Origin of the sequence: Streptomyces sp. NPDC089424 (assembly GCF_044749345.1) — a bacterium.
Lineage (GTDB): Bacteria > Actinomycetota > Actinomycetes > Streptomycetales > Streptomycetaceae > Streptomyces.
This window is the reverse complement of record NZ_JBIVHU010000011.1, coordinates 13315-39348: the sequence shown is the minus strand read 5'-3', so window position 1 is coordinate 39348 and position 26034 is coordinate 13315. Positions and strand designations below refer to the sequence as shown.

The window sequence follows — 26034 nt, the reverse complement described above, 5'->3', positions numbered from 1 at the left end:
ACACAAATTCCGCGCCTCCGACCTCGGCATAAGGTGGAGGCCATGACAGACCAGGCCAGCGCCCCGGAGCCGGAGACCCCGGACACTGCGGACATTCCGGGCAAGCCCACCTCGGCGTCCCGGACCACTCTCAGCCACATCATGACCCACAGCGACACCAACCTGCTGGGCACGGTGCACGGCGGTGTGATCATGAAACTCGTGGACGACGCGGCGGGCGCGGTGGCCGGCCGGCACAGCGGCGGCCCCGCCGTCACCGCGTCCATGGACGAGATGGCCTTCCTGGAGCCGGTCCGCGTCGGCGACCTGGTCCACGTCAAGGCCCAGGTCAACTGGACCGGCCGGACCTCGATGGAGGTCGGCGTCCGGGTCCTCGCCGAACGCTGGAACGAGTCCGCGCCGGCCACCCAGGTCGGCTCCGCCTACCTGGTCTTCGCCGCCGTCGACGCCGACGGCAAGCCCCGCCGGGTGCCGCCGGTCCTGCCGGAGACGGAGCGCGACAAGCGCCGTTACCAGGAGGCCCAGATCCGCCGCACCCACCGGCTGGCCCGCCGCCGGGCCATCATGGACCTGCGTGCCAAGCGCGCCGCGGACGGCATAGCGGACTGACGGGCCACAAGGCCCGACGGGACACCGCCCCCGGGCGACGACGCCAAGCGCCGGACGGGCCCTCAGGGTCGGTGGCGAATGCGGCGTCTGCGGCGCGCCCGGCACGCCCCTCTCGCCGCACCGCCCGACAGCCCGAGTACGCCCCGTACGAGGACTTCCGGACGGCAAGCCGGACGCGCCGGACCGCGCGCTGCCGTCCTTCGGGCGGCGACGCAACGTTCGCGACGGGCCCTAGGAGCACTTCACCTCGTCGCCGCGCACCACCCCGAACTCGCCCTCGCGCACGTCCGCCGCCTTCACCTTCCGCACCTGCCGGTAGTCCGTTCCGACGATCACCTTGAGCGTGGCCCCCTGCCCCCTGACCGCCCGCAGTTCGCTGCCCGGCAGGGCGGCGGCGAGCGACTTCGCGGAGCGGTCCCAGCGGGGGTCGTAGGCGACGATCGTCCGACGCACCGACTGCGTGGCGGAGTTCGTCGGCCGGCGGGTGGTGCCGAAGCCCGTCGCGGCGAGCGCGGCGTCGGCGCGGCGGCCGAGGCCCGGGGTGCTCGTGCCGTTCTCCACCTGGACCCGGATCTGCTGGGGCGCCACGTCCACGCGCAGCGTGGTGTCCCTCGGCCGGTCCGCGGCCAGCGGCTTGTCGTCGCGCAGGGCGGTGAAGAGGCGGCCGGACTTCACCGGGTCCCACTTCAGCGTCGAGCCGATGCCCTTCACCGCGTATCCCATCCGGCCGATGGGGACCGTCGTGAACTCCGAGGAGGACGGGGAGAAGTTGCGCATCGCCCGCCCCAGGTCGAGCAGTTCGTCCGTGCCGAAGCCCTTGTCCGCGCGCACCGAGCCCAGCACCGCCCGGGTCACGTCCCGGAACTTCATCGGGTTGAGGAGCACCCCCGAGGACGTCGACTGGTCGATCAGCCCGGCCAGGAAGTGCTGCTGGCGCTGCATCCGGCCGAGGTCGGAGGCCCCGTCGACGTAGCGGGCGCGGACGTACTGCAGGGCCTCGCCGCCCGAGAGCCGGTGCGTGCCGGCCGTGAGGTCCAGGCCGGTGTGGGAGTCCTTCAGCGGGCGGGCGGTGCAGACCTTCACCCCGCCCAGGACGTCCACGGTCCGCATGAAGGTGGTGAAGTCGATCTCCAGATAGTGGTCGATCTTCAGCCGCGTCATGTGCTCGACCGTCCGCACGGTCAGCTGCGGCCCGCCCTCCGCGTAGGCCGCGTTCAGCTTCACCGGGTGCGCCGCGTGCGGTTTGCCGCTGTTGCGGTCCGTATGCGGGGGCAGTTCGGCGTACGAGTCGCGCGGCAGGCTCACCACGCTGGCCCGCTCCCGGTCCTCCGAGATGTGCACGATCATGATCGTGTCCGTGCAGTGGCAGGGCGCCCCGCCGAGGCGGTATCTGCGCCGCTCGGCCTCGGAGATCTTGTCCCGGCCGTCGGTGCCGACCAGCAGCACGTTCATCCCGTGCCCGGCACGCGGCCGGTTCTTCATGTCCTTGAACGGGTCGACCCGGGCGATCCCCGCGTCCAGGCTGCTGACCACCGCGTGCCCGATCCCGGCCGAGGCGAGAATCACCACCGAGAGCGTGGTCACCGCCCGCATGGCCCAACGCGGCTTCCTGCGCCGTACGGGTGGCCGCACCGCACGGCGCGGCTGCGGACGGTGCTGCGGGCGGGCAGGGGACCGAGGCGGCGAGGCGGGCATGCGAAAACCTCCGCTGGAGCGGGCGCTACGGCCGTACGTGGGATCATCAGCACCGTAGGCCCATACGATCTGTGGACCGGTGCACCGCCACGGGCGGGGCGGCTCGCTGTCCCCCGTTCGCGGTAACGTGAGCCCCCTATGAACGCGAAGCCCGACGTGCAGCTCCCCGCCGTGTCCGTGATCATGCCCGTCCTCAACGAGGAGCGGCATCTGCGCGGCGCCGTCCACGCGATCCTCGCCCAGGAGTACGCCGGCGAGATGGAGGTCGTGATCGCCCTCGGTCCCTCCGCGGACCGCACGGACGAGATCGCCGCCGAGCTGGTCGCCGAGGACCCCCGTGTGCACACGGTCCCGAACCCGACCGGCCGCACCCCCGCCGCGCTGAACGCCGCGATCAAGGCCTCCCGGCACCCGGTCGTGGTCCGCGTCGACGGCCACGGCATCCTCTCCCCGAACTACATCGCGACCGCCGTACGGCTCCTGGAGGAGACCGGCGCGCAGAACGTCGGCGGCATCATGCACGCCGAGGGCGAGAACGACTGGGAGCACGCCGTCGCCGCCGCGATGACCTCGAAGATCGGCGTCGGCAACGCCGCGTTCCACACCGGCGGGCAGGCGGGCCCCGCCGAGACGGTGTACCTCGGCGTCTTCCGCCGTGCGGCCCTCGAACAGCAGGGCGGGTACAACGAGGAGTTCATCCGCGCGCAGGACTGGGAGCTCAACTTCCGTATACGCGAGGCCGGCGGGCTGATCTGGTTCTCGCCCGAGCTCAAGGTGTCCTACCGGCCGCGGCCCAGCGTCCGGGCACTGGCCAAGCAGTACAAGGACTACGGCCGCTGGCGGCACGTCGTCGCCCGCTACCACTCCGGCTCCATCAACCTGCGCTACCTCGCGCCGCCGACCGCCGTCTGCGCGATCGCCGCGGGCCTGGTCGTGGGCGCCGCCCTGACGCCGTGGGGGTTCCTGATCCCCGGCGGCTACCTCGCGGCGATCGCGCTGGGCTCCGTACCGGCGGGCAAGGGCCTGCCCCTGAAGGCCCGGCTCCAGATCCCCCTCGCCCTCGCCACGATGCACATGTCGTGGGGGTACGGCTTCCTGACCAGCCCCAGGTCCCTGGCCAAGCGGGTCATCGCGTCCCGCCGCCCGGCCGTGCGGGACTCCGCCACCGCGTGACCGTCGGGGGGCGTGCCCGCGGGCCCGCCCCCGGCCACGGCTACCAGCGGTAGGGCGCGTAGACGTCCATGCACTGGCTGCGGTCCGACCCGTTGACCGCGTCCGCCGACTCGGGCAGGTCCCCCGCCTCGGGCTTGCGCTGCTTCGGGTACGTCGTGCCCTCGCGCCAGTCGGCGCCCACGACGAGCGTGACCCCGCTGACGTCGGTCGACTTCTGCACCGAACCCGGGGGGATGCCGAGGGACTCGGCGACCCGCGCGGCGTCGCCCGCCAACTCGGCGCTCGGATACCGCACGACGGTCTTCTCCACGGACAGCCCGCCCGTCATGTCCGCCGACGCCCGGGTGAAGCCCTCGGCCACCAGCGCCGCCGCGAGCGTGCCGGCCCGCCCGTCGACCGCGCCCCCGGACGTGGACCGGGTCGCGTTCTGCACCAGGACGCCGATCTCGGCGTCGTCGGCGGCCGGGTCGCCGGACGGCTCGGCGGAGCTCCCGCCCTTGTCCGCGGGCTTCTTCGCGGTCGGCTTGCCGTGCTTGTCGAAGGGCACGTCGTCGCGGACCATCGACCAGATCTGCTCGGCGTCCGCCCCGGCCGGCACCAGATGGTTGGCGTCCTGCGGGTCGGTGACGGTCGGCATGGTCGTCATGGTGATGCGGTTGGTCGGCACCGTCTTCAGTTGCATGCCGAGGTCGTACAGGTCCTTGACCGTGCCGATCTCCTCCGAGACCTTGAGCGCCTTCGTGGCCGTCTCGGCGAGGTTCATCAGCCGGCCCGTGTCAGTGAAGACGTTCTGCTGCTTCAGGGTGCGGATCATCGAGTTCATGTACATGTGCTGGGCCTTGGAGCGGCCCAGGTCGCTGTAGAAGGCGTGCCGGGTGCGCAGCCACTGCAGGGCCTGCTTGCCCTGCACCTTCTGCGTGCCCTTCTCCAGCTTCAGTCCGGAGCCGCCGGGCACGCCCGGCAGCGGGCGGTCCCACACGTTCTGCTCCACGCAGACCTCGACGCCGCCGACCGCGTCGGCCATGTCCACCACGCCCGCGAAGTCGATCGTCATCCAGTGGTCGATGTAGACCCCGGTGAGGTTCTCCCAGGTGGTCAGCGTGCAGCCGGGGCCACCGCGGGCGAGGGACTCGTTGATGATCCGGTTGGTCGCCTGGTAGGTCTCGCCGGTCTCCGGGTCCGTGCACGCGGGGATGTCGACCCGGGTGTCACGCGGGATGCTCACGACCGACGCGTTCTTGCGGTCCGCCGAGAGGTGCACCAGCATCTGCACGTCCGCGAGCGGCTTGCCCCCGACGCTGCTCCTCGAACCGCCGAGCTTCAGGTTCTCCGCCGTGTTCCGGCTGTCGGAGCCGATCAGCAGGATGTTCAGCGGCGTCTGTCCCGCGGCGTTCGGCCGGGGCCGCTCGGCCTTCGAGTCGCCGCCGCTGCGGCGGCCGGTCTCCAGGTTGTCGTTGAGATGCCGGTAGTAGAGATATCCCGCGCCCGCGGTCGCGAGTATGACCACCGACAGCACTGTCGCCGACCAGCGCAGCACCCGCCGTCTGCGAGGCCGCCGCGGGGTGCCGCGGCGCCCCCCGCGCCCTCCGCCCCCGCCGCGCTTCCCCTGGCCGTCCGCCCCCGGCGGGGTCGTGGTCTCCTCGTCCCGCGTGGCGAGGGCCCCCGTGCCCGTGCCCTCCACCGCCGGCACGTCCTTGCGCACGCTGCTCTGCGCCACTTGCCTGCCCTCCCACCCCTGCGCCCATCGAGAACGGGTCCGCCCCGCGCCAAGTCAGACGCACGACGGACCCGTTGGGTTACCCCTCAATTTTCTATTCGGCGCACTTGACCTTGTCCGCCGTGGACTTCTCGACGTCCGGCGCCTTGGCCGGACCGGAGACGGGGGTGCCCGCGCCCTTGAAGTCCTTGCCGAGCGTCAGCGTCATCGCCGGGAGGCCCTGGGCGTTGGTCACGCTCTCCCCGGGCTTCATCGCCGAGCCGGACAGCCCCAGGATCTCGGCCAGCCTGCGCGCCTGGTCGGCCTGGTCCGGCGCGTACTCCAGAGTGGTCCTGCCCAGCTCCTGCTCGGCGTTCCCGGCGTTCTCGGACTTGGACACGCCCTCCTCCAGCTGCAACCAGCTGAGGGTCTCCGAGGCGCTGCCCGAGGGGGCGCCGCCGTTGAGGATGCGCACGCGCACCTCGGACGGTTCGGACTTGCTGCCCTTGAGCCGGGCTGCCACGGCGGCCTTCTCCTTGGCCTTCTGCTGCTTCACCGCGGTGAAGGAGACGTCGTTGTCGATGGCGTCGAAGACGGCGGGCGCCTTCGACTCGTCGACCACGACGGTCGCCTTCACCGTCTCGGCCGGGTTGTCGACGACCGGCACCGTGGTGAACGTCAGGTTCTTGGTGTCGAGCTTGCCCAGCTCCAGACCGAGGTCCTTGAGCTTGCCGATGCTGTCCAGCTGGGAGTCGACGGTCAGCGCCTTGGTGCCCGTCTCGGCCAGCTTCAGCATCTTCGACGGATTGGTGAGCGTGTCGTTGGACTTCAGCTTGCGCATCAGCGCGCTGAGGAACTGCTGCTGGAGGTTGATGCGGCTCAGGTCGCCGCCGGTGCCGACGGAGTGCCGGGTGCGGACGAAGGCGAGTGCCTGCTCGCCCTGGATCGTGTGATTGCCTTCCGACAGCTTGAGCTTGGAGTCCGGGTCGTCGATGTCCTTGGCCAGACACACCTCGACGCCGTCGACCGCCGTCGTCAGCGTCTTGACCGCGTTGAAGTCGGCGACCATGAAGTTGTCCGGCGTGATCCCGGTCAGCTCGGTCACCGTGCGCATGGTGCAGGACGGCGTACGACCGCTCTGGCCGAGGCTCGTGTTGAAGCGGACGCCCTGGGTGCCCGGGATCACCTCGGAGCTGCCGTCCTCCTGGGTGGTCGGGCAGTCCGGCACGTCCACGATCAGGTCACGGGGGATGCTCAGCGCGGTGGCGTTCGAGCGGTCCTTGGAGACGTGCAGCAGGATCGTGGTGTCCGCGTGGCCGGGGCTGCCCGAGTCGCCGTAGGCCTCGTTGCCCGCGCCGGTGCGCTTGTCGGTGCCGATCAGCAGAATGTTGATGGCCTTGTCCTTCTGGAAGCCACCGGTGCTGGCACCGTCGTCGGCGACGGAGGTGATGTTGCCGTTGAGGTGCTCGATGTAGAGGTATCCGGCACCTGCCCCCGCGACGAGCAGGAAGGCCAGGACGCCGCCGGTCCACAGCATGGCCTTCCGCGTCCTGGTCTTCTTCGCGGGCCGGCGTCCGCGCCGCCCGGCCGCCGGCTCGGGAGCCGGGGTGCGGCGTCTGCGCTGCCCCGGCACCTCACCGCGGTCCGGCGCGTTCTGCTTCTCGGCTCCGGCCTGCTCCCGCGCGCTCTTCTCCCGCCCGGCGGGCGACGTCCGGGCGCGGGGTGCTCCGCCGGAACCGCGGGTGCCTGCTCGGCGCGGGCCGGGAACCGTCGACTGCGGTGCGGAAGGGCTCAGTCGCAGTTCGTATTCGCCGGTGTTCGGATTGAGTACCCACTGGTCTGCGGGATCGATGTTCTCCGCCCGCCCACGGCCTTGCGCGTCCACGGTTGCCTGAATCCTCCGTCGGGGCCACGCGGCGCCCTCCCCCTTGAGGCGCTCGGTCTCGTACAAACCTCGTACACAGTGCGCGACCCCGGAATGACTGCGTGGCCGGGGGCCGGGTGCACCGAAGCGCTCACACTATCCGCCCAGTTCAACGTCGAGCGACGACGGTGACAAATTCCACGTCCCTACAACTGGGCAATCCGCCCATTTCCCGGAACTAATGTCCTACGGCACTGCCCTCGCCTTACCGGCAGTCGTCCTCGGCGGCGGTCTTCCCGCTGAACGTGGGTGCCGGAGAAACGGGAGAAAGGACGGAATCGGCGTACGCACCGTAACCGTTCGACTGCGAAACCGTACCGCCGTTCCCCTCGTACGTGCTTCCGGCGAAATCCAGGACGGTTTTTCCGGAGACCTGCACCGGCGCGTCGGAACGGAGCCGCTCGAAGAGGCGCTCGGCCGCGGGCTCCATCAACTGGTCGCGATTGGCATTGCCCTCGTACGACTCCCGCGGCACCGTGAGGAACTGCACCTGTTCCGTGGGGATGTCGCGCAGACCCCGGACAAGGTCGTACAAACCACGCAGACTTGCCAGCCCCGGGTCCGTGGTGAGCGCCGACGTGGCCGCGTCCAGGACGGGATACAGCTTCACGGGGTTCAGCAGCACGTCGTTGCCGCGCAGCTTCTGCACCAGGGCCGCGAGGAATTGCTGCTGGCGCTCCATGCGATCGGTGTCGCTGCCGTTGCCGAGCGACTTGCGCACCCGGACGTAACCGAGGGCCTGCTCGCCGTCGAGCGTCACGAGGCCGGCCGGCAGCCGCAGCTTGGCCTCCTTGTCGACGATCGGCTCGGCCACACAGATCCGTACGCCGCCCACGGCGTCGACCAGCTTCTTGAACCCGGCGAAGTCGACGACCACGTGGTGATCGATCCGGATGTCCGTCATCTGCTCGACGGTGCGGATGGTGCAGGCCGACCCGCCCGTCTCGAAGGCGTAGTTGAACATCGCGAACATCGGCTCGCTGCGTTTGCCGTCCGGGCGCCGGCAACCGGGCACGTCCACCATCAGATCGCGGGGGATGGACACCGCGGTGGCGCTGCTCCGCCCGGCCGACAGGTGCAGCAGGATGGTGGTGTCCGAGCGCTCGGTCCCGGTGTCCCGGCCGTACGCGCCGTTCTCCTCGCCCGCCCGCGAGTCCGATCCGATGAGCAGGATGTTCTGCGCGCCCCGCACCAGCGCGGTCGGCCGCTCCCGCTCGTAGCGCGCGAGCTCGGCGGCCGCGGCCTCGTCGGGTGTGATGTTGCCGTCGAGCTTCGTGTAGACGATCCAGCCGGCGACCAGCGCGCCGGTCAGGATCCCCACCATCCCCACCGTCCCCCCGCAGGTCCAGCGCCGTCGGCGCCTGCGTATGAGCCCGTCGCCGCTCGCGGAGGCCCCGGCGCCCGGCCCCAGGGACACCGCCGGCGTGTTGTCGTCCGGGCCCCCGGATGGCATGCCTGCGGTGTCCCTCACGACGGAAGCCACCCCTCATGGAGTACGAGCGTGTACGAACGGTCCAGCGTGTCGTGCTGCCCTTACTGCTCCTACGACCATGACCCGGATGGGGTGGGGACGCGGGTGGTGGTGGGCCGATCGGGTGACGCCCGCCTGCCCGGGGAGAGCGCCGCGAGGAGGTGGCGGAAGGGTCGTTCCCGCAGGTGGCGTGAGGGGTGCGCGCCCGGCCCGCTAGGGCTTGTCCTGGCGGGCGGTCGCCGTGACGCGTTCGGCCTCGATGCGCTTGGCCAGGGGCTCGCCGTCCAGCCGGTCGAGATTCCTGCAGAGCACCAGGGACCCCCCGGCCGAGAGCGGGGCGTACAGCCCGGCGCTCAGTCCCTCCCAGGTGTCGTACGGCAGGGCGGACAGGATCCGCGAACCGGGCCCCGTCAGATCCAGCCCGGGTGCGTCGGCGGACGCCCGCTCCACGACCTCGGCCCCGGTGTACTCCGCCCCGGCCACGATCAGCGCGGGCGCCTCCGGGTCGACCGGCGCGTACGGCGCGAACCGGTCGCCGTGGCTCGGCACGTCCACGGCGTAGTCGGCGTACCCCTCGGGCGGCGAGGGGAAGCGCCGGCCCAGCGGGGCCAGCGACAGCGCGTACCGCTCGCCGCGGCAGGCGAGACCGTCCTCGAACCGGCCGGGGCCGGCCACCACGAAGTCCGCCCGCGACGGATCGCCGTCCATGTCCGCGAGCACGCCCGCCGACGAACACGCCAGCAGCCACACGGCCGTCTGCCAGTGCGCGGGCAGCAGCAGCGCGATCCGGTCGCCGGGCTCCGCCGACAGCCCGTCCTGGATGAGGTTCGCCGTCTTGGCCACCCAATTGGCGAAGGTGGCCACGGACAATTCGACCCGTTCTCCGGTGGCGTCGTCGTAGAAGGTGACCAGGGGGCGCGCGGGGTCCGCGGCGAGCGCGGAACGCAGCAGGTCGGCAGGGGTGCGATCGGTGGCGTTCACCCGCGCAAGCGTACGCGCGCGGCCGGGCGAGGATCGAGTGGCGGGGCCACCGGATCGGGCGAATGACTTCCGACGGCGTGTCAATTCCGCGATGGACAGATTTGTAGGGCTATGTCCAGGATCAGGAGCATGCGTGGACTCCTTGCTTCCTCCATCGGCGTGACGTGTGCCGCCGCCCTCTCCCTTCCTCTGACCCTGCCCGCCACCGCCGTTGCGGCGCCGGGCACCGAGCCCGGCCGACTCGTCGGCCGGTCCGTGCAGCCCGGAGCGCCGGGCAGCACCCAGTCCCTGCCCCTCGCCCCCCTGACCGATGAGCGTGCCCCCGGCGCGCCCGCCGCACAGGGTCTGCCCCGCCAGGACGTACGGCGGTTCTCCCTCGTCGGCGTCGTCTGGGACGACCCGGGCGCCGCACTCCAGGGCCGCGTCCAGGTCCGTACCCGGGCGGCCGGAACCGGCGCCTGGTCCGGCTGGCAGGACATCGAGACCCACACCGGCGAGCACGCCCCCGACCCGGGCAGCCCCGAAGCCACCTCCGGCCGCCTGCGCGGCGCCACGGCACCGCTGTGGGTCGGCGACTCCGACGGTGTCGAGGTGCGCGTCCGGCCCGAGGCCCCGGCCGGGCGCACGGCCGCCGCGCTCCCCACCGGCCTGCGCCTCGAACTCGTCGACCCCGGCCGGGCGGAGAGCGCCGGCACCACGGCCCCGCGCACCGACACCGACGACGACCCCCCGCTCACCGGGCCCCTCAGCGCGGAGACCGCCGCGTCCGCGGAGCCCAACGCCCTGCTCGCCCCGCTCGGCGCCACCGAGATCCCGGCGCTCGGCCGGGCGGACACCGAGGACGAGCTGTTCGTGCTGCGCGCCAACGAGATGACGCAGGAACAGCTGGCCCAGCCCTACATCGGCCCGCGTCCGCGCATCACCACCCGGCACGGCTGGGGCGCGGACGAGAAGGTGCGCGAGAAGGGGTTCCTCTACACCAAGACGGTCAAGGCGGCCTTCGTGCACCACACGGCCACCGGGAACAACTACACCTGCGCACAGGCCCCGTCCGTCATTCGCGGTATCTACCGCTACCACGTCGTGAGCATGGGCTGGCGGGACCTCGGCTACAACTTCCTCGTCGACAAGTGCGGAAACATCTACGAGGGACGCGCCGGGGGCGTGGCGAAGGCGGTCATGGGAGCTCACACCCTCGGGTTCAACAACGACAGCACGGGCATCGCCGTTCTCGGCACGTTCAACACCGCTTCACCGTCTGCGACGACGGTGAAGGCCGTGGGGCAGTTGGCGGCCTGGAAGCTCGGGCTCTTCGGAGCCAATCCGGGAGGGAAGACATCTCTGAAGTCCGGGGGTGGCAACCTCTACAAAAAAGGTACGAACGTACGACTGAACGTCATCTCGGGGCACAGGGACGGTTTCGCGACGGACTGCCCTGGAGGGGTTCTGTACGGCAAGCTCGGATCCATCCGTGAGCAGGCGTCACGTCTCCAGGGGCGGCCGTGAGGGTCGGGAGGCGTGTCGCGGGGTTTCACGGATCTCACGGATCTCACGGATCCAAGGGACCAAGACATGGGGCGGACGTGTTCTCAGGGGGGCTTTCGGTGAGGGCGTACGGCCGTCGAAGGCACCGGACATCGGTCTGCATACACTGGCCGGCCGAAAGACAGTTCGGCCGGTCCCGGCAGGAAGCAGAGACGACAGGTGACAGAAGCGATCCTCCTGGTCGGCGGCAAGGGCACCCGGTTGCGCCCGCTCACGGTGCACACGCCCAAGCCCATGGTCAGGGCGGCGGGGGTGCCGTTCCTCACGCACCAGCTGGCGCGGGCGAGGGCGGCGGGCGTGGAGCACATAGTGCTCGCCACGTCCTATCTGGCGGAGGTCTTCGAACCGCACTTCGGGGACGGCTCGTCGCTGGGGCTGCACATCGAGTACGTCACGGAGGACGAGCCGCTCGGCACGGGCGGCGCGATCCGGAACGTGGCGTCACGGCTGCACTCCGGTCCTGACGATCCGGTCCTCGTCTTCAACGGCGACATCCTGACCGGGCTGAACATCAGGGCGCTGGTGCGCACGCACGAGACGACCGGCGCGGACGTGTCCCTGCACCTGACGCAGGTGACGGACCCGCGGGCCTACGGGCTGGTGCCGACGGACGAGACGGGGCGGGTGACGGCGTTCCTGGAGAAGCCGCAGACGCCGGAGGAGATCGTCACCGACCAGATCAACGCGGGGGCGTACGTCTTCCGCCGGTCGGTCATCGACACGATCCCGGCGGGTCGGCCGGTGTCGGTGGAACGCGAGACCTTCCCCGGCCTGTTGTCGGCGGGCGCGCATCTGCAGGGGATGGTCGACTCCACGTACTGGCTCGACCTCGGCACGCCGGCGGCGTTCGTACGGGGCTCGGCGGACCTGGTGCTGGGGCGGGCGCCCTCGCCGGCGGTGCCCGGGCGCTGCGGCGACCGGCTCGTCCTGCCCACGGCGCGGGTGGCGCCGGACGCGAAGCTGGCCGGCGGGACGGTGGTGGGCGAGGGGGCGTTCGTCGCGGAGGGCGCGCGCGTCTTCGGCAGCACGATCCTGCCGGGCGCGGTGATCGAGCCCGGCGCCGTTATCACCGACTCCCTCATCGGGAACCGCGCCCGCGTCGGCCGCCGCTCCGTCCTGACCGGCGCGGTCATCGGCGACGGCGCGGTGGTCGGCCCCGACAACGAACTCCGCGAGGGCGCACGCGTGTGGTGCGACGTGCGGATCCCGCGGGGGGCGGTGCGCTTCTCCTCGGACCAGTAGACGCGCCGGCGCCGTCCGTTTGGGGGTGGGTCGGGGGCGGGCCGGGGGGTGTCCGTCCACGGAACGGCGCGGAATCGGTCACTTACCGACGCACCCCTGTCGACGCGCCAACCGCTGCGGTCGGACCCCCCCCGACCCACCCCCTTCGCGCCGCGAGCGGGTACCGGCCCGTGCACGACGGTGAGTGAACCGCGGGCGGCGGCGCCGTCCTGCCCGTGCGCGACTGTGCGTGATCCGCGGGCAGGCGTGCCGCCTGGGGCGGCACGGGTGGGCGCGGGCGGCACCCCGTCGCGCCGGGCTGCGCCACGCCCCGGCCCCGCACCGGTGCCGGGGCACGCCTCAGGTCCGCGCCCGCTACAACCGGCCGATGTCGACGCGAGGCATCTTCGGTGCTCGCCTCGGAGGCACCCTGCCGCTCAGCAGGATGAGCCGGGCGGCCCGGTGCCGTTGCCCGGCGTAGGGCTCCAGCAGGGACAGCATCACGGAGTCGTCGGCGTCCCGGTCACCCGCAAGCGCCCAGCCGACGATCCCCGGCAGGTGCAGATCCCCGACGGTCACCTCGTCCGGCGCTCCATGGCTGCGCTGCACGGTCTCCGCCGACGTCCACGGCCCCACCCCGGGGACGACCTCCAGACGGGCCCGCGCGGCCGCCGGTTCCATGCCCGTCGCCTGTTCCAGCCGCGCGGCGACCCGTACCGACCGCAGGATCGTGGACGCCCGCTTGTCGTCGACCCCGGCCCGGTGCCACTCCCAGGAGGGGATCAGCGCCCACGTCCGCGGCGCCGGCATCACATGCATGCCCCCGGGCACCGGCCCCGGCGCGGGCTCGCCGAACTTGCGGACGAGCAACCGCCACGCCCGGTACGCCTCGTCGGTCGTGACCTTCTGTTCCAGGATCGACGGGATCAACGACTCCAGCACCAGCCCGCTCCGCCCCAGCCGCAGCCCGGGCCGCCGGTGCCGGGAGACGGCGACGATCCGGTGCCGCGGCGCGAAGAGGGACGGGTCGTCCGAGGCGCCGAGGAGGTCGGGCAACTGGTCGAGGAGCCAGTCCGCACCGGGGCCCCACGCCTCGCCGCGCACCTGGCCGTCGCGCGCCGACACCCGCAGCGTCCCCGGCCCGGCCGGCGTGCGGCATGCCCGCCACACCGACCCGTCGGGCGTCGTGCGGAACGTCGGGTCGCCGGGGCCCCGCCGCAGCGGTCCCAGGGCCAGCCCCAGTTCCAGCGGCCCGTCGGGCGTCCAGGTCCGGACCCGGGCGCTCGCCCGCGCCGCCTGCCGCGGCACGCCCGCGGGCACGGCGACCTCCCCGCCGCGCACTGTCGTACGCGTGGGACGAGGAGCGAAGCGGCCGGCCACGGATGATCCCAGGGGAGAAGGGGACTAGGTGCCCTATGAGGGTAGGCGCCCGAGGGGCATGGTCACCGCACCTCGATGAACCCGCCCGCGTCCCGGTCCGGTCGCGGGCGCGGCGCCTGCGCCGGATGGCCGACCGCCACCGCACCCATCGGGTCCCAGTCGCCGGGCAGCCCCAGCACCTCGCGGACCACGTCCCGGCAGAACATCGTCGACGACACCCAGGCCGAACCCAGCCGCTCCCCGGCCAGCGCCACCAGGAAGTTCTGTACGCCCGCCCCGGCGGCGACGACGAACATCTCCCGCTCGGCGCCGTCCCGCCGCGGATCCCCGTAGGTGTGCGAGCCGTCCATGACCAGACACGGGACCACGAGGTAGGGCGCGTTGCGCAGGACGTCCCCGCGCTTGACGCGCTTGGCGACGGACTCCTCGCTCTTGCCGTCCCGCCGCAGGTCCGCGATCCAGGCGTCCCGCATGGCGTCCAGCAGTCCGGCCCGAGCGCCGGGGGACTCCAGCAGCACGAAACGCCACGGCGTCGTGTGGTGCGGCGCCGGTGCCGTCACGGCCGCGGCGACCGCCCGGCGTACCGCGCCGGGGTCCACGGGCTCGTCCGTGAACGACCGGACCGTACGCCGCTGGGTCACGGCCTCGCGCACCGCTTCCGAGGTGCCCAGCCGGAACATGTCGTCGCGTGCGCCGCGCACCAGGGCCCGCGCCCCCTCGCCGTCCTCCTCGGACACGGTGTGCGCCAGGCCGCGGACGACGGCGACCGGCAGCCCGGCCGCCTTGCCCTTGACCAGGTCGCCCGCGGCGGCGAGTTCGTCCGCGGTGGCGACGACGGTGGCGTTGAGCGGATTGCCGTGCGTGTCCACGCCGCCGCGCAGGTCGTCGAGCACCCGCACACCGGCGGCGCCGATCGCCACGTCCGTGAGCCCCGCGCGCCAGGGCCGCCCGGAGGTGTCGGTGACGACCACGCCGACGTCGACACCGAGCGCGTCCCGCAGGCCCTCGCGGATCTCCCGCGCCGAGGCGTCCGGGTCCTCCGGGAGCAGCAGCACCGTCCCGCCGGGGGTGTTGGAGGCGTCGACGCCGGCGGCCGCCATGACCAGGCCCTGCCGGTTCTCCACGATGCGCAGCGGTCCGCGCCGGGCCACCACCCGCACCGTCTCCGCGTCGATCGCGGCCTCCCGGTCGTCCGCCTGGACGATCCGGCCCTCCGCCTTGGAGACGATTTTCGAGGTGACCAGGAGCACGTCCCCGTCGGCCAGGGACGGTTCGGCGGCGGCGATCAGTTTGGCGAGGTCGTCGCCCGGCGCCACCTCGGGCAGGCCGGGCACCGCCCAGACCCGGTAGCCGGTCATGGGGTCCGCACCTCCTGGGCCAGCGCCAGCGCGTCCCGCGCCATCTGCGCGGCCGCCTCCTCGTCGGTCATCATCAGCGGTACGGCCCGGCAGCGGATGCCCGCCGTCTCGACCCGCTCCACGACGCCCGCGTCCACGGTGTCCACCAGCCAGCCGTCGAGCAGCCCGGAGCCGTAGTGCTCGGCGACCGCCGCCGCCGTGGCCTCCACGCCGACCGCGGCGAGCACCTTGTCGGCCATCCCGCGCACCGGCGCGTCCCCGACGATGGGGGACAGGCCGACCACCGGCACGCCCGCGTCGGCGATGGCCTCCCGGATGCCGGGCACGGCCAGGATCGTGCCGATCGAGACGACCGGGTTGGACGGCGGGAAGAGGATGACGTTCGCCTCCGCGATCGCCTCCAGCACGCCCGGCGCCGGCTTGGACTGCTCGGCGCCGACGGGCACGACGGCGTGGGCGGGGACCGAGGCCCGCAGCCGGACCCAGTACTCCTGGAAGTGGATCGCCTTGCGCTCGCCGTCGAGTTCCACGGCGACGTGCGTCTCGACACGGTCGTCCGTCATCGGGACGAGCCGTACGCCGGGCTGCCAGCGGTCGCACAGGGCCTCGGTGACCGCGCTGAGCGGGTATCCGGCGCCGATCATCTGCGTCCGCACGATGTGCGTGGCGAAGTCCCGGTCGCCGAGGCCGAACCACTCCGGCCCCACGCCGTACGCCGCGAGCTCCTCCTTGAGATGGAAGGTCTCGTCCGCCCGCCCCCAGCCCTGCTCCTCGTTTATCCCGCCGCCGAGCGTGTACATCACCGTGTCGAGGTCCGGGCAGACCTTCAGCCCGAAGAGGTGGATGTCGTCACCGGTGTTGCCGATGACGGTGATGTCCGCGTCCGGCACGGCCCGCTTCAGACCGCGCAGGAACCGGGCACCGCCGATGCCGCCTGCCAGAACCACAATCCGCATGGAGCAAGTGTTGCAGGCGGGTACGACAGCGTGGCACGCGGTTACGGGAGCTCGGCGAGGGCCGTGCACTGCGGGGTGTGCATCGGCATCGCGGTGAGGCCCGGGTGATAGACGTGCAGGCTGACCGCCGGTTCGAGGGCGTCGTTCAGCACCTCGTGCACATAGCCGGGCGCGAACACCCGCTGCGCCCCCGGCTCCCACGCGCGCGCGGTGTGCTCGGTCCGCTCGGTGAGGGTGCCCTCCAGGACGGTCAGGACGCCGGAGGAGGAGCCGTGGTCGTGCAGTCCGCTGCGCTGGCCGGGCAGCCAGGACAGCAGCCAGACCTCGTATCCCGGGCCGGTGCGCAGCCGGTGGTACCAGCGGCTGGTGGCGTCGTACCGGACGAGGTGCTCCCACTGGGCGCGGTCGGCCGCGACGGAACGGGCCAGGCCGACGAAGTCGGCGACGGTGGCCGGGTGCTCGCGCGGGGCCTGGAGCAGGTGCGGGACTTCGAGGATGTCGCCGGCGATCTGGAGGTCGCTGTCGCTGTTCATGGATGCGGTGGTTCCTCGGCGGGGGAGAGGTGCGGGGGCTGGATGTCACGACCGTCCGCCCGGGTCACGGGCGGGAGGGGGCGCCCGGGTGCGGGCGTGGGGAACAGCAGCCGAGTCGCGGTGGGACTCAGGGGCAGCCGGAGCGCGTGGGGCTCAACAGCTGGAACAGCGACAACAGCTACAACGAGCGTGGGCAGCACCGAGGGACCCGGCGGAGCGGGTCGAGGTGGGCACCAAGTTCGCGAGCATGCCCACTAGGACAGCGGGTCACACCACCACTGTCAACTCGACGCCCGATATGTGGGACATGTTTCACCTCTTCCGGTTCATCGTCCAGATGAAAGGTTTGCTCATGCGTTGACCGGGACACATGGCGCACAACCGGGCGCGCATGCCTCGAAGCGATCCCGTGATCCGAATGTGATCCGGTTCGCTTCGATGCGCGTGTCGGAACGAGATCGAGCCACTGGGCGTCCTTCTCCGTACAGGGTGCGCGTGGGGCCGACGGCCTCCCGGGCCCCGAAAGCGTGTCAAGGTTTATGGCGATTTGAACACTTTCCGCATGGCCTTGGTTCCGCAGAGTGAATAAGGGGCTCAATAGCAGATCTCGGCTTGACTCGCCCGGAGCAGCACACTTGTAATTTCACTCGTGTCGTTCAGCCGGAATCGGTAACGGCTACATCACGGGGACGCGAAAGACAGACGAGGGGCGCACATGACCGAGCTGGTGCAGCAACTGCTGGTCGACGACGCGGACGAGGAACTCGGCTGGCAGGAGCGCGCGCTGTGCGCCCAGACCGACCCCGAGTCCTTCTTCCCCGAGAAGGGCGGCTCGACCCGCGAGGCCAAGAAGGTCTGTCTCGCCTGCGAGGTCCGCTCCGAATGCCTTGAGTACGCCCTGGCCAACGACGAGAGATTCGGCATCTGGGGCGGTCTGTCCGAGCGTGAGCGCCGCCGACTGAAGAAGGCGGCCGTCTGACACAACGGCACACGTCGTCCTCGTGCACACGGGGCGAACGGCCCGTCGCGGGTGGGTTGTCCACAGGCGGCGGGCCCTCGTCATGGGCAGCCGATAGTGTGGGCGCTCGTCCGAGACACCCCGCCGCCCCCAAACGGCTCAGGTGTCCACCGCAGTCCACCGAACCGGGGCCCGTACCTCGATGTCCGTGCACAGCCACACGGCAGCCCACCACGATGCCGCTGCCACACCAGAGTTCCCGCGTCATGTGGTGACCGCGGTCCTCGTCTCCCACGACGGCGCCCGCTGGCTGCCCGACGCGCTCGCCGGACTGCTCGGCCAGGAGCGCCCGGTCCAGTTCGCCATGGCCGCCGACACCGGCAGCGCCGACGACTCGGCGCAGCGGGTCGGCGACGCCCTCGGCCCGGAGCGGGTGCTGCACCTCGCCCGGCGCACCGGCTTCGGCCAGGCCGTCGAGGAGGTCAACCGCGCGGCGCCGCTGCTCACGCCGCAGGAGCTGCCGTACCTGAAGCGGCCGAGCGGCTGGGACCCCGTCACGCGCAGCTGGCGCGACGACGCCTACGACATGCCCGAGCTGCCGCACGGCGAGCCCGTGCAGTGGCTGTGGCTGCTGCACGACGACTGCGCACCGGAACCCGACGCGCTGGCCGAGCTGCTGCGGGTGGTGGAGAACGAACTCGAACTCGGCCGCGACGACGTGGCCGTCGTGGGCCCGAAGCTGCGCGGCTGGTACGACCGCAGGCAGCTCCTCGAAGTCGGCGTCAGCATCGCCAACTCCGGCCGCCGCTGGACCGGCCTGGACCGCCGTGAGCAGGACCAGGGCCAGCACGACCACGTCCGGACCGTGCTGTCCGTGTCCACCGCCGGGATGCTGATCCGGCGTGATGTCTTCGACGAGCTCGGCGGATTCGACCGCCGGCTGCCGCTGATGCGTGACGACGTCGACCTGTGCTGGCGCGCCCAGGCGGCCGGGCACCGCGTCCTCATCGCCCCCGAGGCGGTCGTACGCCACGCCGAGGCGGCCTCCCGGGAGCGGCGCGCCGTCGACTGCGCGGGCCGCACCACCGCCTCGCCGCACAAGGTCGACAAGGCCGGCGCCGTCTACACCCTCCTCGTCAACGCCCGCTCGGCCACGCTGCCCTGGGTGCTGCTCCGTGTGGTGCTCGGCACCCTGCTGCGTACCGTCGCCTACCTCGTCGGCAAGGTGCCCGGGCAGGCGGTCGACGAGATCCGCGGTCTGATGGGCGTCCTGCTGCGGCCCGAGCGGATCGTCGCCGGCCGTCGCAGGCGCGGCCGGCCCGTGGTCGACAAGGGCGAGCTGCGCCCCCTGTTCCCGCCGCCCGGCGCGACGGTGCGGGCCACCGTCGAACAGGTCGCGGGCAGCGTCCTGAGCAGCTCCGACCCGGAGGTGACCTCCGGCGCCGGACGGCACGGCGGCGCGGTCGAGTCCGGGCCCGGCGGCGACGACGCGGAATTCCTGGAGATCGAGCAGTTCGCCCGCCTGAAGCGCATCGCCCGCAACCCCGCCCCGATGCTCTTCCTGGTCCTGCTGTTCGTCTCGCTGGCCGCCTGCCGCGAACTCCTCGGCGGCGGCTCCCTCGCGGGCGGCGCCCTGCTGCCCGCACCCGCCGACTCCGGTCAGCTGTGGTCGCGCTACCTCGACTCCTGGCACCCGGTGGGCGCCGGCGGTGACGGCTCCGCGCCGCCGTATCTCGCGCTGGTGGCGATGCTCGCCTCCACGCTGTTCGGCTCCACGGGCCTCGCGATCACGGTGCTGCTGGTCTGCTCGGTGCCGCTGGCCGGACTCACCGCGTACTTCGCCTCCCGCCCGCTCGTCGAGTCCCGGCTGCTGCGCGCCTGGGCCGCCGTCGCGTACGCCTTCCTGCCCGCCGTCACCGGCGCCCTCGCCGGCGGCCGGCTCGGCACCGCCGTCCTCGCCGTGCTGCTGCCGCTCCTCGCGCGCGCGGCCGTCGCCGCGAGCGGCCTCGCGAACACCTCCGGCGCGCGCGGCGGTTGGCGCGCCACCTGGGCCTACGCCCTGCTGCTGACGGTCACCACCGCCTTCACGCCGATCGTGTGGCCCGTGGCGCTGCTCCTCGGTGCCGGGCTGCTCGTCGTGCGGCGCGGCGACATCGCCGCCTACGGCCTGCGCTTCCTGACCCAGCTGGGCACGCCCCTGCTGGTCCTCGCGCCCTGGTCGCTGTCCCTGCTGCCGTTCGGCTTCTTCCGCGAGGCCGGCCTGGAGTACGGCGACTCGGCCGCCTCCGCCCTCGATCTGCTCGGCGCCAGCCCGGGCGGTCCCGGCACGGTCAGCGGCCTGATGCTGATCGGCATCGTGCTGGCCGCGCTGGCCGCCCTGTTGCGCGACGAGCGCCGGCGGGGCATCCGGTCGGCCTGGGTGGTCGCCCTGGTGGGCCTGGTCCTCGCGGTGCTGTCCAACGGCTCCGCCTGGGCAGGCCCCGCGACCCTCGTCTACGGCCTCGCGCTCCTGACGGCCGCCGTGCTCGGCGCCGAGGGGGCACGCACGCGCGTGGCGGAGCAGAGCTTCGGCTGGCGCCAGCCGGTCGCCGCGCTGATCGCCTTCGCCGCGGCCGCGGGCCCGCTGCTCGTCGCCGCCGGCTGGATGCTGCGCGGCGCCGACGGACCGGTGGAGCGCCGCGACCCGGTGCAGGTGCCCGCGTTCGTCGCCGAGGAGAGTGGCACGCGCGACCAGGCCCGCACCCTCGTCCTCGACAGCGACTCCCCCGCCCACGTCGGCTATACCCTGGTCCGCGGCTCCGGCGCCCGCCTCGGCGACGCCGAACTCGCCGCGGCCGACGGCGGCAACGCCACGCTGGACAAGGTCGTCGCCAACCTCGTCGCCGGTTCCGGCGCCGACCAGGCAGACCAGCTCGGCGACTTCGCCGTGCGCTACGTCCTCGTGCACCAGGGCGCGCCCCGCGAGGTGAGCCGGGTCCTCGACGCCACGCCCGGTCTGAGCCGGCTCAGCCAGCAGGACGGCGGCGCCCTGTGGCGGGTCGACCGCCAGGTCGCGCGCGCGGTGGTCGTCCCGGCCTCCGGCTCGGGTGCCCCGCAGCCGGTGGCCGCCGGACCCGTCGAGATCCACACCGAGGTCCCCGCCGGTGCCGACGGCCGGATCCTGCGTCTCGCGGACGCCGCGTCCGACGGCTGGACGGCCACCCTCGACGGCGCGCCGCTGACCCGGACCACCGTCGACGGCTGGGCCCAGGGCTTCGAACTCCCCGCCGGCGGCGGCACCCTGGACGTCACCTACGACGACCCGATCAGCCACACCGCCTGGCTCTGGGCGCAGGGCTTCCTCGCCGTGGTCCTCGTGGTGCTCGCCCTGCCCGGGCGCCGCCGCGACGTCGACGACGACCTGCCCGAGGAGCCCGTGATCCCCGCGCAGGCGACGGAAGGCGAGGGCCGCCGCGCCCGCCGTCTGCGCGCGCAGGCCGAGGCCGAAGAGGCCGCTCGGGACGAGGAGTTCCCGCCTCCCGCCGAGGAGGAAACCCCGGTGCCGGTGCCCCGGCAGCAGTCCTACGACATGGGGGTCCCCCCGGACGAGGACGTTCGCGCCTGGGGCGGTGACACCACGAGCTACGCGGGCGCCGAGTACGGCACGTACGGCGGCGAGCAGTACCAGGACGCCGGCCCGCAGTACCCCGCCGACGGCTACGGGCAGCCGTACCAGAACGACCAGTACCAGAACGAGCAGTACCAGAACGACCAGTACCAGGCGGACCCCTACCAGGGCGGGCAGTACGACCCGTACGCGTACGGGCAGCAGCAGCCCGGGACGTACGAGCAGCCCTACGACCAGTACCCGCAGGGCTACGACCCGGCGTACGACCCGGCGCAGCAGCAACACCCGCATGGCAGCGGCAACGAGCGCCCCGACGGGAGTCAGCAGTGAACCGCACCACCCTGTCCCTGATCGCCGGCGTCGGCGCGCTCGCGGCCCTCACCGGGTTCGCCACGCTCGTCGCCCCGGAGGCGACCGGGAAGGACACCGCCAAGGCGGCGGCCCAGCTGCCCGTGGAGCGGTCGAGCCTGGCCTGCCCCGCGCCGAGCACGTCCGACCTCGCCGAGACGACGTACACGTCCTTCACCCCGGTCACCGAGGGCACGGGAGCCGAGGGGGCGGGCGAGCTGCTGCCCGCCACCGACGGCAAGGCCGCGAAGCCCGTGCTGAAGCCCAAGGAGCCGGGCTCGCCGGTGTCCGGGGACAGTTCGGGGGGCGAGGCGCCCGCGCTGATCGGCACCGCGGAGGGCAAGTTCGCGCCCGGCTGGACCGTGCAGCAGACGACCGAGGTCACGGCCGGCGCGGGACGCGGTCTGCTCGGGCTCAACTGCTCCGCGCCGGACACCGACTTCTGGTTCCCGGGGGCCAGTACGGCGGCCGGGCGGACCGACTACGCGCACCTGACCAACCCGGACGACTCCGCCGCCGTGGTGGACATCGAGCTGTACGGCAAGGACGGCGAGCTCCAGTCCACCGTGGGTGAGGGCATCACCGTCGCCCCCCGCTCCAGCGAGCCGATCCTGCTGTCGACGCTGACCGACGCCGAGGAGGCCGACCTCACGGTCCATGTGAACGTCCGCAGCGGGCGGGTCGGCGCGGCGGTGCAGGCGCTGGACGACGAGGCGGGCGGCGACTGGCTCGCGGCCGCCGCGGATCCGGCGGGGAGCCTGGTCGTCCCGGGTATCCCCAAGGACGCGACGTCGGTGCGGCTGATCGCGTTCACGCCGGGGGACAGCGACGCGGACCTCAAGGTGCGCCTCGCCTCGCCGAACGGGCTGATCACACCGGCCGGCAGCGAGACGCTGCACGTCAAGTCGGGCGCGACGACCTCCGTCGACCTCGGCGACGTCACGCGCGGCGAGGCCGGTTCCCTGGTCCTGACCCCCTCGGACCAGGCGGTTCCCGTGGTGGCCGCCGTGCAGGTGGTGCGCGGGAAGGGCGGCTCCCAGGAGACGGCGTTCATCCCCGCCGCACGGGCCGTGGGCACGCGCGCCACCTCGGTCGGCAACACCGCGAAGGGCGTGACCCTCTCGCTGGTCGCGCCGGGGGAGTCTGCCCAGGTCAAGGTCACGGCGTCGGCGGGCACCGAGGGCGGCGAACCGGTCTCGAAGACGTACGCGGTCAAGGCGGGCACGACGCAGGACGTCGAGGTGCCCGTGCCGAGCGGCCTGAAGGGTACGTACGCGCTCACGGTGGAGCCGGTCTCGGGCGGTCCGGTCCACGCCTCGCGGACCCTCACCGCGACGCAGGACGGCGTCCCGGCCTTCACGGTCCAGACCCTGCCCGACGACCGGGGGACGGTGGCCGTCCCGGAGGCCGAGCAGGATCTGTCGGTGCTCCAGAAGTGACGTGCAGGGCGCCGCGCGGGCCGTCCGGCAGCCGCCGTAGCGGGCTGGTCAGTCCTCGCCGTAGCGCGGGTCCACCGTCTCCGGCGTGAGGCCGAGCAGCTCGGCGACCTGTTCGACGACGACCTCGTGGACCAGGGCCGCGCGCTCGTCGCGGCCCTTGGTGCGGATCTCGACGGGACGCCGGTAGACGACCACCCGCGCGGGCCGTCCCTCACGTGCCGCGACGGTGCCGCCGAGGGGTACCGCCTCGTCGTTCCAGGACTGCCCCGGACCGTCCAGCCGGGGTACTTCGAGGACGAGGAAGTCGATGTCGGCGAGCTGCGGCCAGCGCCGTTCCAGGCGCTCCACGGAGTCCTGCACCAGATCGGCGAACGCCTCGGCGCGGCTCGCCGCGAGCGGCACCTGAGGGGGCGCGATCGGCCCACGCATGCCTCGGCCGTGACGATCGCGGCGACGGGGCCCGGGGCCCGTCGGCCGGGGCGGTACTCGGTTGTCCATCACTGGTGAAGCGTAGTCCTCGCGCACGGCGTGCGCCGGGTGTCCACGCCCCGTTCCGGCCTCGCGGTCGCCGCCGTACGGCATGTCGCCGGATGACCATTCCAGCCAAGATTGGGCTCGATTCCGTATCTCTCCGAGACCGGCGATCACGAGGCAATTGACGCCGTTTATGTGGAGTGTTGACCGCTTTCATGGTCGTACGGGACCCCGCCCGGGCATGTCCACGCAGGTCAGCGACGTGTGTCGGGAGGGGCCTGTGGGGCGTCTCACACCACGACACGGTGGAGTGACCTGGTGGAGAGTCGTCGCGGCCCGCTCAAGAGTGCGGTACCGTCCAACGTCGTGAGCCCTGTACGTCGCTGTTCGCGCACCGCTTGCGGCCGTCCCGCCGTAGCGACGCTGACGTACGTCTACGCCGACTCGACGGCGGTTCTCGGCCCGCTCGCCACCTACGCGGAACCCCACTGCTACGACCTGTGCGCCGAGCACTCCGAGCGTCTGACCGCCCCCCGTGGCTGGGAGGTCGTCCGCCTCCTCGACGGTTCCGCGCCGGCCCGTCCCAGCGGCGACGACCTGGAAGCGCTCGCCAACGCGGTGCGCGAGGCGGCCCGGCCCCAGGAACGCGCGGCCCGGGCCGGCGGCGGTGGCCGTGCGGCGGATCCGATGGAGGTCGCGCGCCGCGGCCACCTGCGGGTTCTGCGCTCCCCCGACAACTGAGCGGTCGGTCAGTTCCTCACAGGCCTCAGGGTCGATTCCTCACAGGCCTCAGGGCCGATTCCTCTCTGGTCCAGGGCCGGATCCCCTCTGGCCCCAGGGGCCTCATTTCGTTGAATGCTGCACACCCATTGACGCGCGCTTGTCGCGGACACGATCATTCCGTCACCCGTGAGAAATCGCTTTCCGCATCGCGGAATCCGGGGAGGCGCTCGTGTACGTCCAGGAACTGGCCCCCGTTGCCGGCTCGCTCGGTCTGTCCGCCCTGGTGGCGGCCCTACCCCTGGTGATCGTCCTGATCCTGCTCGGGGTTGTGCGCATGAAGGCCCATCTGGCGGGCCTGACAGGCTTGTTGGCGGCCGTCCTGGTCGCCGCGCTCGCCTACGGCATGCCGCTGGACCAGACGCTCTCCAGCGCCGTCCACGGGGCGGTGTTCGGGATCTTCCCCATCCTGTGGATCGTCGTCAACGCCCTGTGGGTGTACCGGATGACGGTACGGACCCAGCACTTCGACATCCTGCGCAGATCGTTCGGGCGGCTCTCCGACGACCCCCGCATCCAGGCGCTCGTCGTCGCCTTCTGCTTCGGTGCCCTGCTGGAAGCGCTTGCCGGCTTCGGCGCCCCCGTCGCGATCAGCGCGGTGATGCTCGTCGCCCTGGGCTTCGACCCGGTGAAGGCGGCCATCGTGGCGCTGGTCGCCAACACCGCCCCGGTGGCGTTCGGCGCCATGGGCACACCCGTGGTGACGCTGGCCCAGGTCACCGGGCTGCCCCTTGAGGACGTGGCGTCCGTGGTGGGGCGTCAGACCCCGCTGCTCGCCCTCGTGGTGCCGCTGGTGCTGGTCGGGCTCGTGGACGGAAAACGCGGTCTGCGCGAGACCTGGGTGCCCGCCATGGCGTGCGGAGTCGCCTTCGCCGTCGCCCAGTTCGCCGCCTCGAACTACTTCTCCGCCCAACTCGCCGACATCGCCGCCGCCTTGGCGGGCGCGGGCGCCCTGGTCGCCGTACCGCAGTCACGCAGGCCCGCCGCCGAGGTCGTGCGCACGTCCGTGCTGACCGGCGCCCGCAGCGAGGAGCTCGACGAGCGGGACCCGCGCGCGGAGGTCGTACGGGCGTACGCGCCCTACGCGCTGATTGTGGCCGTCTTCTCGGTGGCGCAGATCCCGGCGGTCAAGGACTGGCTGGCCGGTGCCACCCAGATGTACGACTGGCCCTTCCTGGACGTTCTCGACCCGGAGGGGGAGCGGGTCGGCGGCAACGTGTTCACCTGGCCGATCGTGTCCACCGGCGGCACCCTCGTGCTCCTCGCGGGCATGCTCACGGCGGTCGTGATCGGGGTGCACGCGCGCGTGGCGGTCAAGGAGTGGCTCGCGACCGTGTACGAACTGCGGTTCGCCATCCTCACGGTGACCTCCGTGCTGGCCCTCGCGTACGTCATGAACCTCTCCGGACAGGCGGCCACCATCGGTCACTTCGTCGCGGCGGCCGGCGCCGGGCTCGCGTTCCTGTCGCCGGTGCTCGGCTGGTTCGGGGTCGCCGTGTCCGGGTCGGACACCTCGGCAAACGCCCTCTTCGGGGCGCTCCAGGTGACCGCCGCGCGCGAGTCGGGACTGTCACCGGAACTGCTGGCCGCCGCCAACAGCTCCGGCGGCGTCCTCGGCAAGATGATCTCCCCGCAGAACCTCACCATCGCCTGCGCCGCGGTCGGCCTCGCGGGCCGGGAGGGGGACCTGCTGCGCAAGGTGCTGCCGTGGAGCCTGGCGCTGTTGCTCGTGATGTGTCTGATTGTGGTCGGCCAGAGTTCACCGGTGCTCGGCTGGATGCTGCCCTGACCTCAGGGTTACGGCTGGGGGACCAGTTTCGGTCCACGCCGTGCGTCGTCGGCCCGGGCGGGTAGTTTGGGGGTTCCGACAGTACTTCCAGGAGGGT

Annotated in this window: 19 protein-coding genes; 9 read left to right on the top strand and 10 right to left on the bottom strand. The window is 72.5% G+C overall.

All coding sequences use genetic code 11. The features are described from left to right. Positions 1-42: 42 nt before the first annotated feature. The gene (locus ACIP2X_RS34845; protein WP_401681338.1) at positions 43-609 is read left to right on the top strand and encodes an acyl-CoA thioesterase; all 567 of its coding nucleotides are present in this window, start codon (positions 43-45) and stop codon (positions 607-609) included. Positions 610-840: 231 nt separating this feature from the next. Here the strand turns inward: ACIP2X_RS34845 and ACIP2X_RS34840 are convergent, their stop codons facing one another. Next, positions 841-2304: an LCP family protein gene (locus ACIP2X_RS34840; RefSeq protein WP_401681335.1), complete on the bottom strand. Its 1464-nt coding sequence runs from the start codon at positions 2302-2304 to the stop codon at positions 841-843. A 138-nt stretch (positions 2305-2442) separates the two neighbouring features. On the opposite strand from ACIP2X_RS34840, the gene ACIP2X_RS34835 reads away from it, so the two are divergent. After that, positions 2443-3477, top strand: coding sequence for a glycosyltransferase family 2 protein (locus tag ACIP2X_RS34835; RefSeq protein ID WP_401681333.1), 1035 nt, complete (start codon positions 2443-2445; stop codon positions 3475-3477). 40 nt (positions 3478-3517) lie between these two features. Here the strand turns inward: ACIP2X_RS34835 and ACIP2X_RS34830 are convergent, their stop codons facing one another. The 4 genes from ACIP2X_RS34830 to ACIP2X_RS34815 all read right to left on the bottom strand — a co-directional run bounded on the left by ACIP2X_RS34830 (position 3518) and on the right by ACIP2X_RS34815 (position 9549). Beyond that, positions 3518-5194 carry an LCP family protein gene (locus tag ACIP2X_RS34830; RefSeq protein ID WP_401681330.1) on the bottom strand — a complete coding sequence of 559 codons (1677 nt, stop codon included), beginning with the start codon at positions 5192-5194 and terminating at the stop codon, positions 3518-3520. A gap of 94 nt (positions 5195-5288) precedes the next feature. Then, positions 5289-7058: an LCP family protein gene (locus ACIP2X_RS34825; RefSeq protein WP_401681327.1), complete on the bottom strand. Its 1770-nt coding sequence runs from the start codon at positions 7056-7058 to the stop codon at positions 5289-5291. Positions 7059-7302: 244 nt separating this feature from the next. Beyond that, positions 7303-8550 carry an LCP family protein gene (locus ACIP2X_RS34820; RefSeq protein ID WP_401681325.1) on the bottom strand — a complete coding sequence of 416 codons (1248 nt, stop codon included), beginning with the start codon at positions 8548-8550 and terminating at the stop codon, positions 7303-7305. A 231-nt stretch (positions 8551-8781) separates the two neighbouring features. Then, positions 8782-9549 (bottom strand): TIGR03089 family protein, encoded by a 768-nt coding sequence (locus ACIP2X_RS34815; RefSeq protein WP_401681322.1) that lies wholly within the window; start codon positions 9547-9549, stop codon positions 8782-8784. 111 nt (positions 9550-9660) lie between these two features. Here ACIP2X_RS34815 and ACIP2X_RS34810 point away from each other — a divergent pair, with 111 nt between their 5' ends. Continuing rightward, positions 9661-11055, top strand: coding sequence for an N-acetylmuramoyl-L-alanine amidase (locus ACIP2X_RS34810; RefSeq protein WP_401681320.1), 1395 nt, complete (start codon positions 9661-9663; stop codon positions 11053-11055). 198 nt (positions 11056-11253) lie between these two features. Further along, positions 11254-12336 (top strand): sugar phosphate nucleotidyltransferase, encoded by a 1083-nt coding sequence (locus tag ACIP2X_RS34805; RefSeq protein WP_401681317.1) that lies wholly within the window; start codon positions 11254-11256, stop codon positions 12334-12336. A 354-nt stretch (positions 12337-12690) separates the two neighbouring features. Here the strand turns inward: ACIP2X_RS34805 and ACIP2X_RS34800 are convergent, their stop codons facing one another. The 4 genes from ACIP2X_RS34800 to ACIP2X_RS34785 all read right to left on the bottom strand — a co-directional run bounded on the left by ACIP2X_RS34800 (position 12691) and on the right by ACIP2X_RS34785 (position 16542). Continuing rightward, a complete protein-coding gene (locus ACIP2X_RS34800) occupies positions 12691-13695 on the bottom strand; it encodes a DNA-3-methyladenine glycosylase family protein (RefSeq protein ID WP_401681314.1) in 1005 nt (334 codons plus the stop codon). A 62-nt stretch (positions 13696-13757) separates the two neighbouring features. Next, entirely contained in the window at positions 13758-15053 is a 1296-nt protein-coding gene (locus ACIP2X_RS34795; RefSeq protein WP_401681312.1) for a coenzyme F420-0:L-glutamate ligase, read from the bottom strand. Further along, a complete protein-coding gene (cofD, locus tag ACIP2X_RS34790) occupies positions 15050-16009 on the bottom strand; it encodes a 2-phospho-L-lactate transferase (protein ID WP_401681309.1) in 960 nt (319 codons plus the stop codon). The genes ACIP2X_RS34795 and cofD overlap by 4 nt, the downstream gene beginning before the upstream one ends. 41 nt (positions 16010-16050) lie before the next feature. Continuing rightward, positions 16051-16542: a cysteine dioxygenase gene (locus ACIP2X_RS34785; protein WP_401681307.1), complete on the bottom strand. Its 492-nt coding sequence runs from the start codon at positions 16540-16542 to the stop codon at positions 16051-16053. 715 nt (positions 16543-17257) lie between these two features. Here ACIP2X_RS34785 and ACIP2X_RS34780 point away from each other — a divergent pair. The 3 genes from ACIP2X_RS34780 (at position 17258) to ACIP2X_RS34770 (ending at position 22894) form a co-directional block, all read left to right on the top strand. Further along, positions 17258-17521: a WhiB family transcriptional regulator gene (locus tag ACIP2X_RS34780; RefSeq protein WP_003975777.1), complete on the top strand. Its 264-nt coding sequence runs from the start codon at positions 17258-17260 to the stop codon at positions 17519-17521. Positions 17522-17702: 181 nt separating this feature from the next. Next, on the top strand, positions 17703-21437 hold the full coding sequence (locus tag ACIP2X_RS34775; protein WP_401681304.1) for a glycosyltransferase: 3735 nt from the start codon (positions 17703-17705) through the stop codon (positions 21435-21437). Next, entirely contained in the window at positions 21434-22894 is a 1461-nt protein-coding gene (locus ACIP2X_RS34770) for a DUF5719 family protein (protein WP_401681301.1), read from the top strand. Before ACIP2X_RS34775 ends, ACIP2X_RS34770 begins: the two co-directional genes overlap by 4 nt. A 48-nt stretch (positions 22895-22942) precedes the next feature. On the opposite strand, the gene ACIP2X_RS34765 is transcribed toward ACIP2X_RS34770, so the two are convergent. After that, the gene (locus tag ACIP2X_RS34765) at positions 22943-23392 is read right to left on the bottom strand and encodes a metallopeptidase family protein (protein ID WP_401681298.1); all 450 of its coding nucleotides are present in this window, start codon (positions 23390-23392) and stop codon (positions 22943-22945) included. Positions 23393-23686: 294 nt separating this feature from the next. On the opposite strand from ACIP2X_RS34765, the gene ACIP2X_RS34760 reads away from it, so the two are divergent. Continuing rightward, positions 23687-24109, top strand: coding sequence for a DUF3499 domain-containing protein (locus ACIP2X_RS34760; protein ID WP_401681295.1), 423 nt, complete (start codon positions 23687-23689; stop codon positions 24107-24109). A gap of 211 nt (positions 24110-24320) precedes the next feature. Then, on the top strand, positions 24321-25937 hold the full coding sequence (locus ACIP2X_RS34755) for an L-lactate permease (protein ID WP_401681293.1): 1617 nt from the start codon (positions 24321-24323) through the stop codon (positions 25935-25937). Positions 25938-26034: the final 97 nt, after the last annotated feature.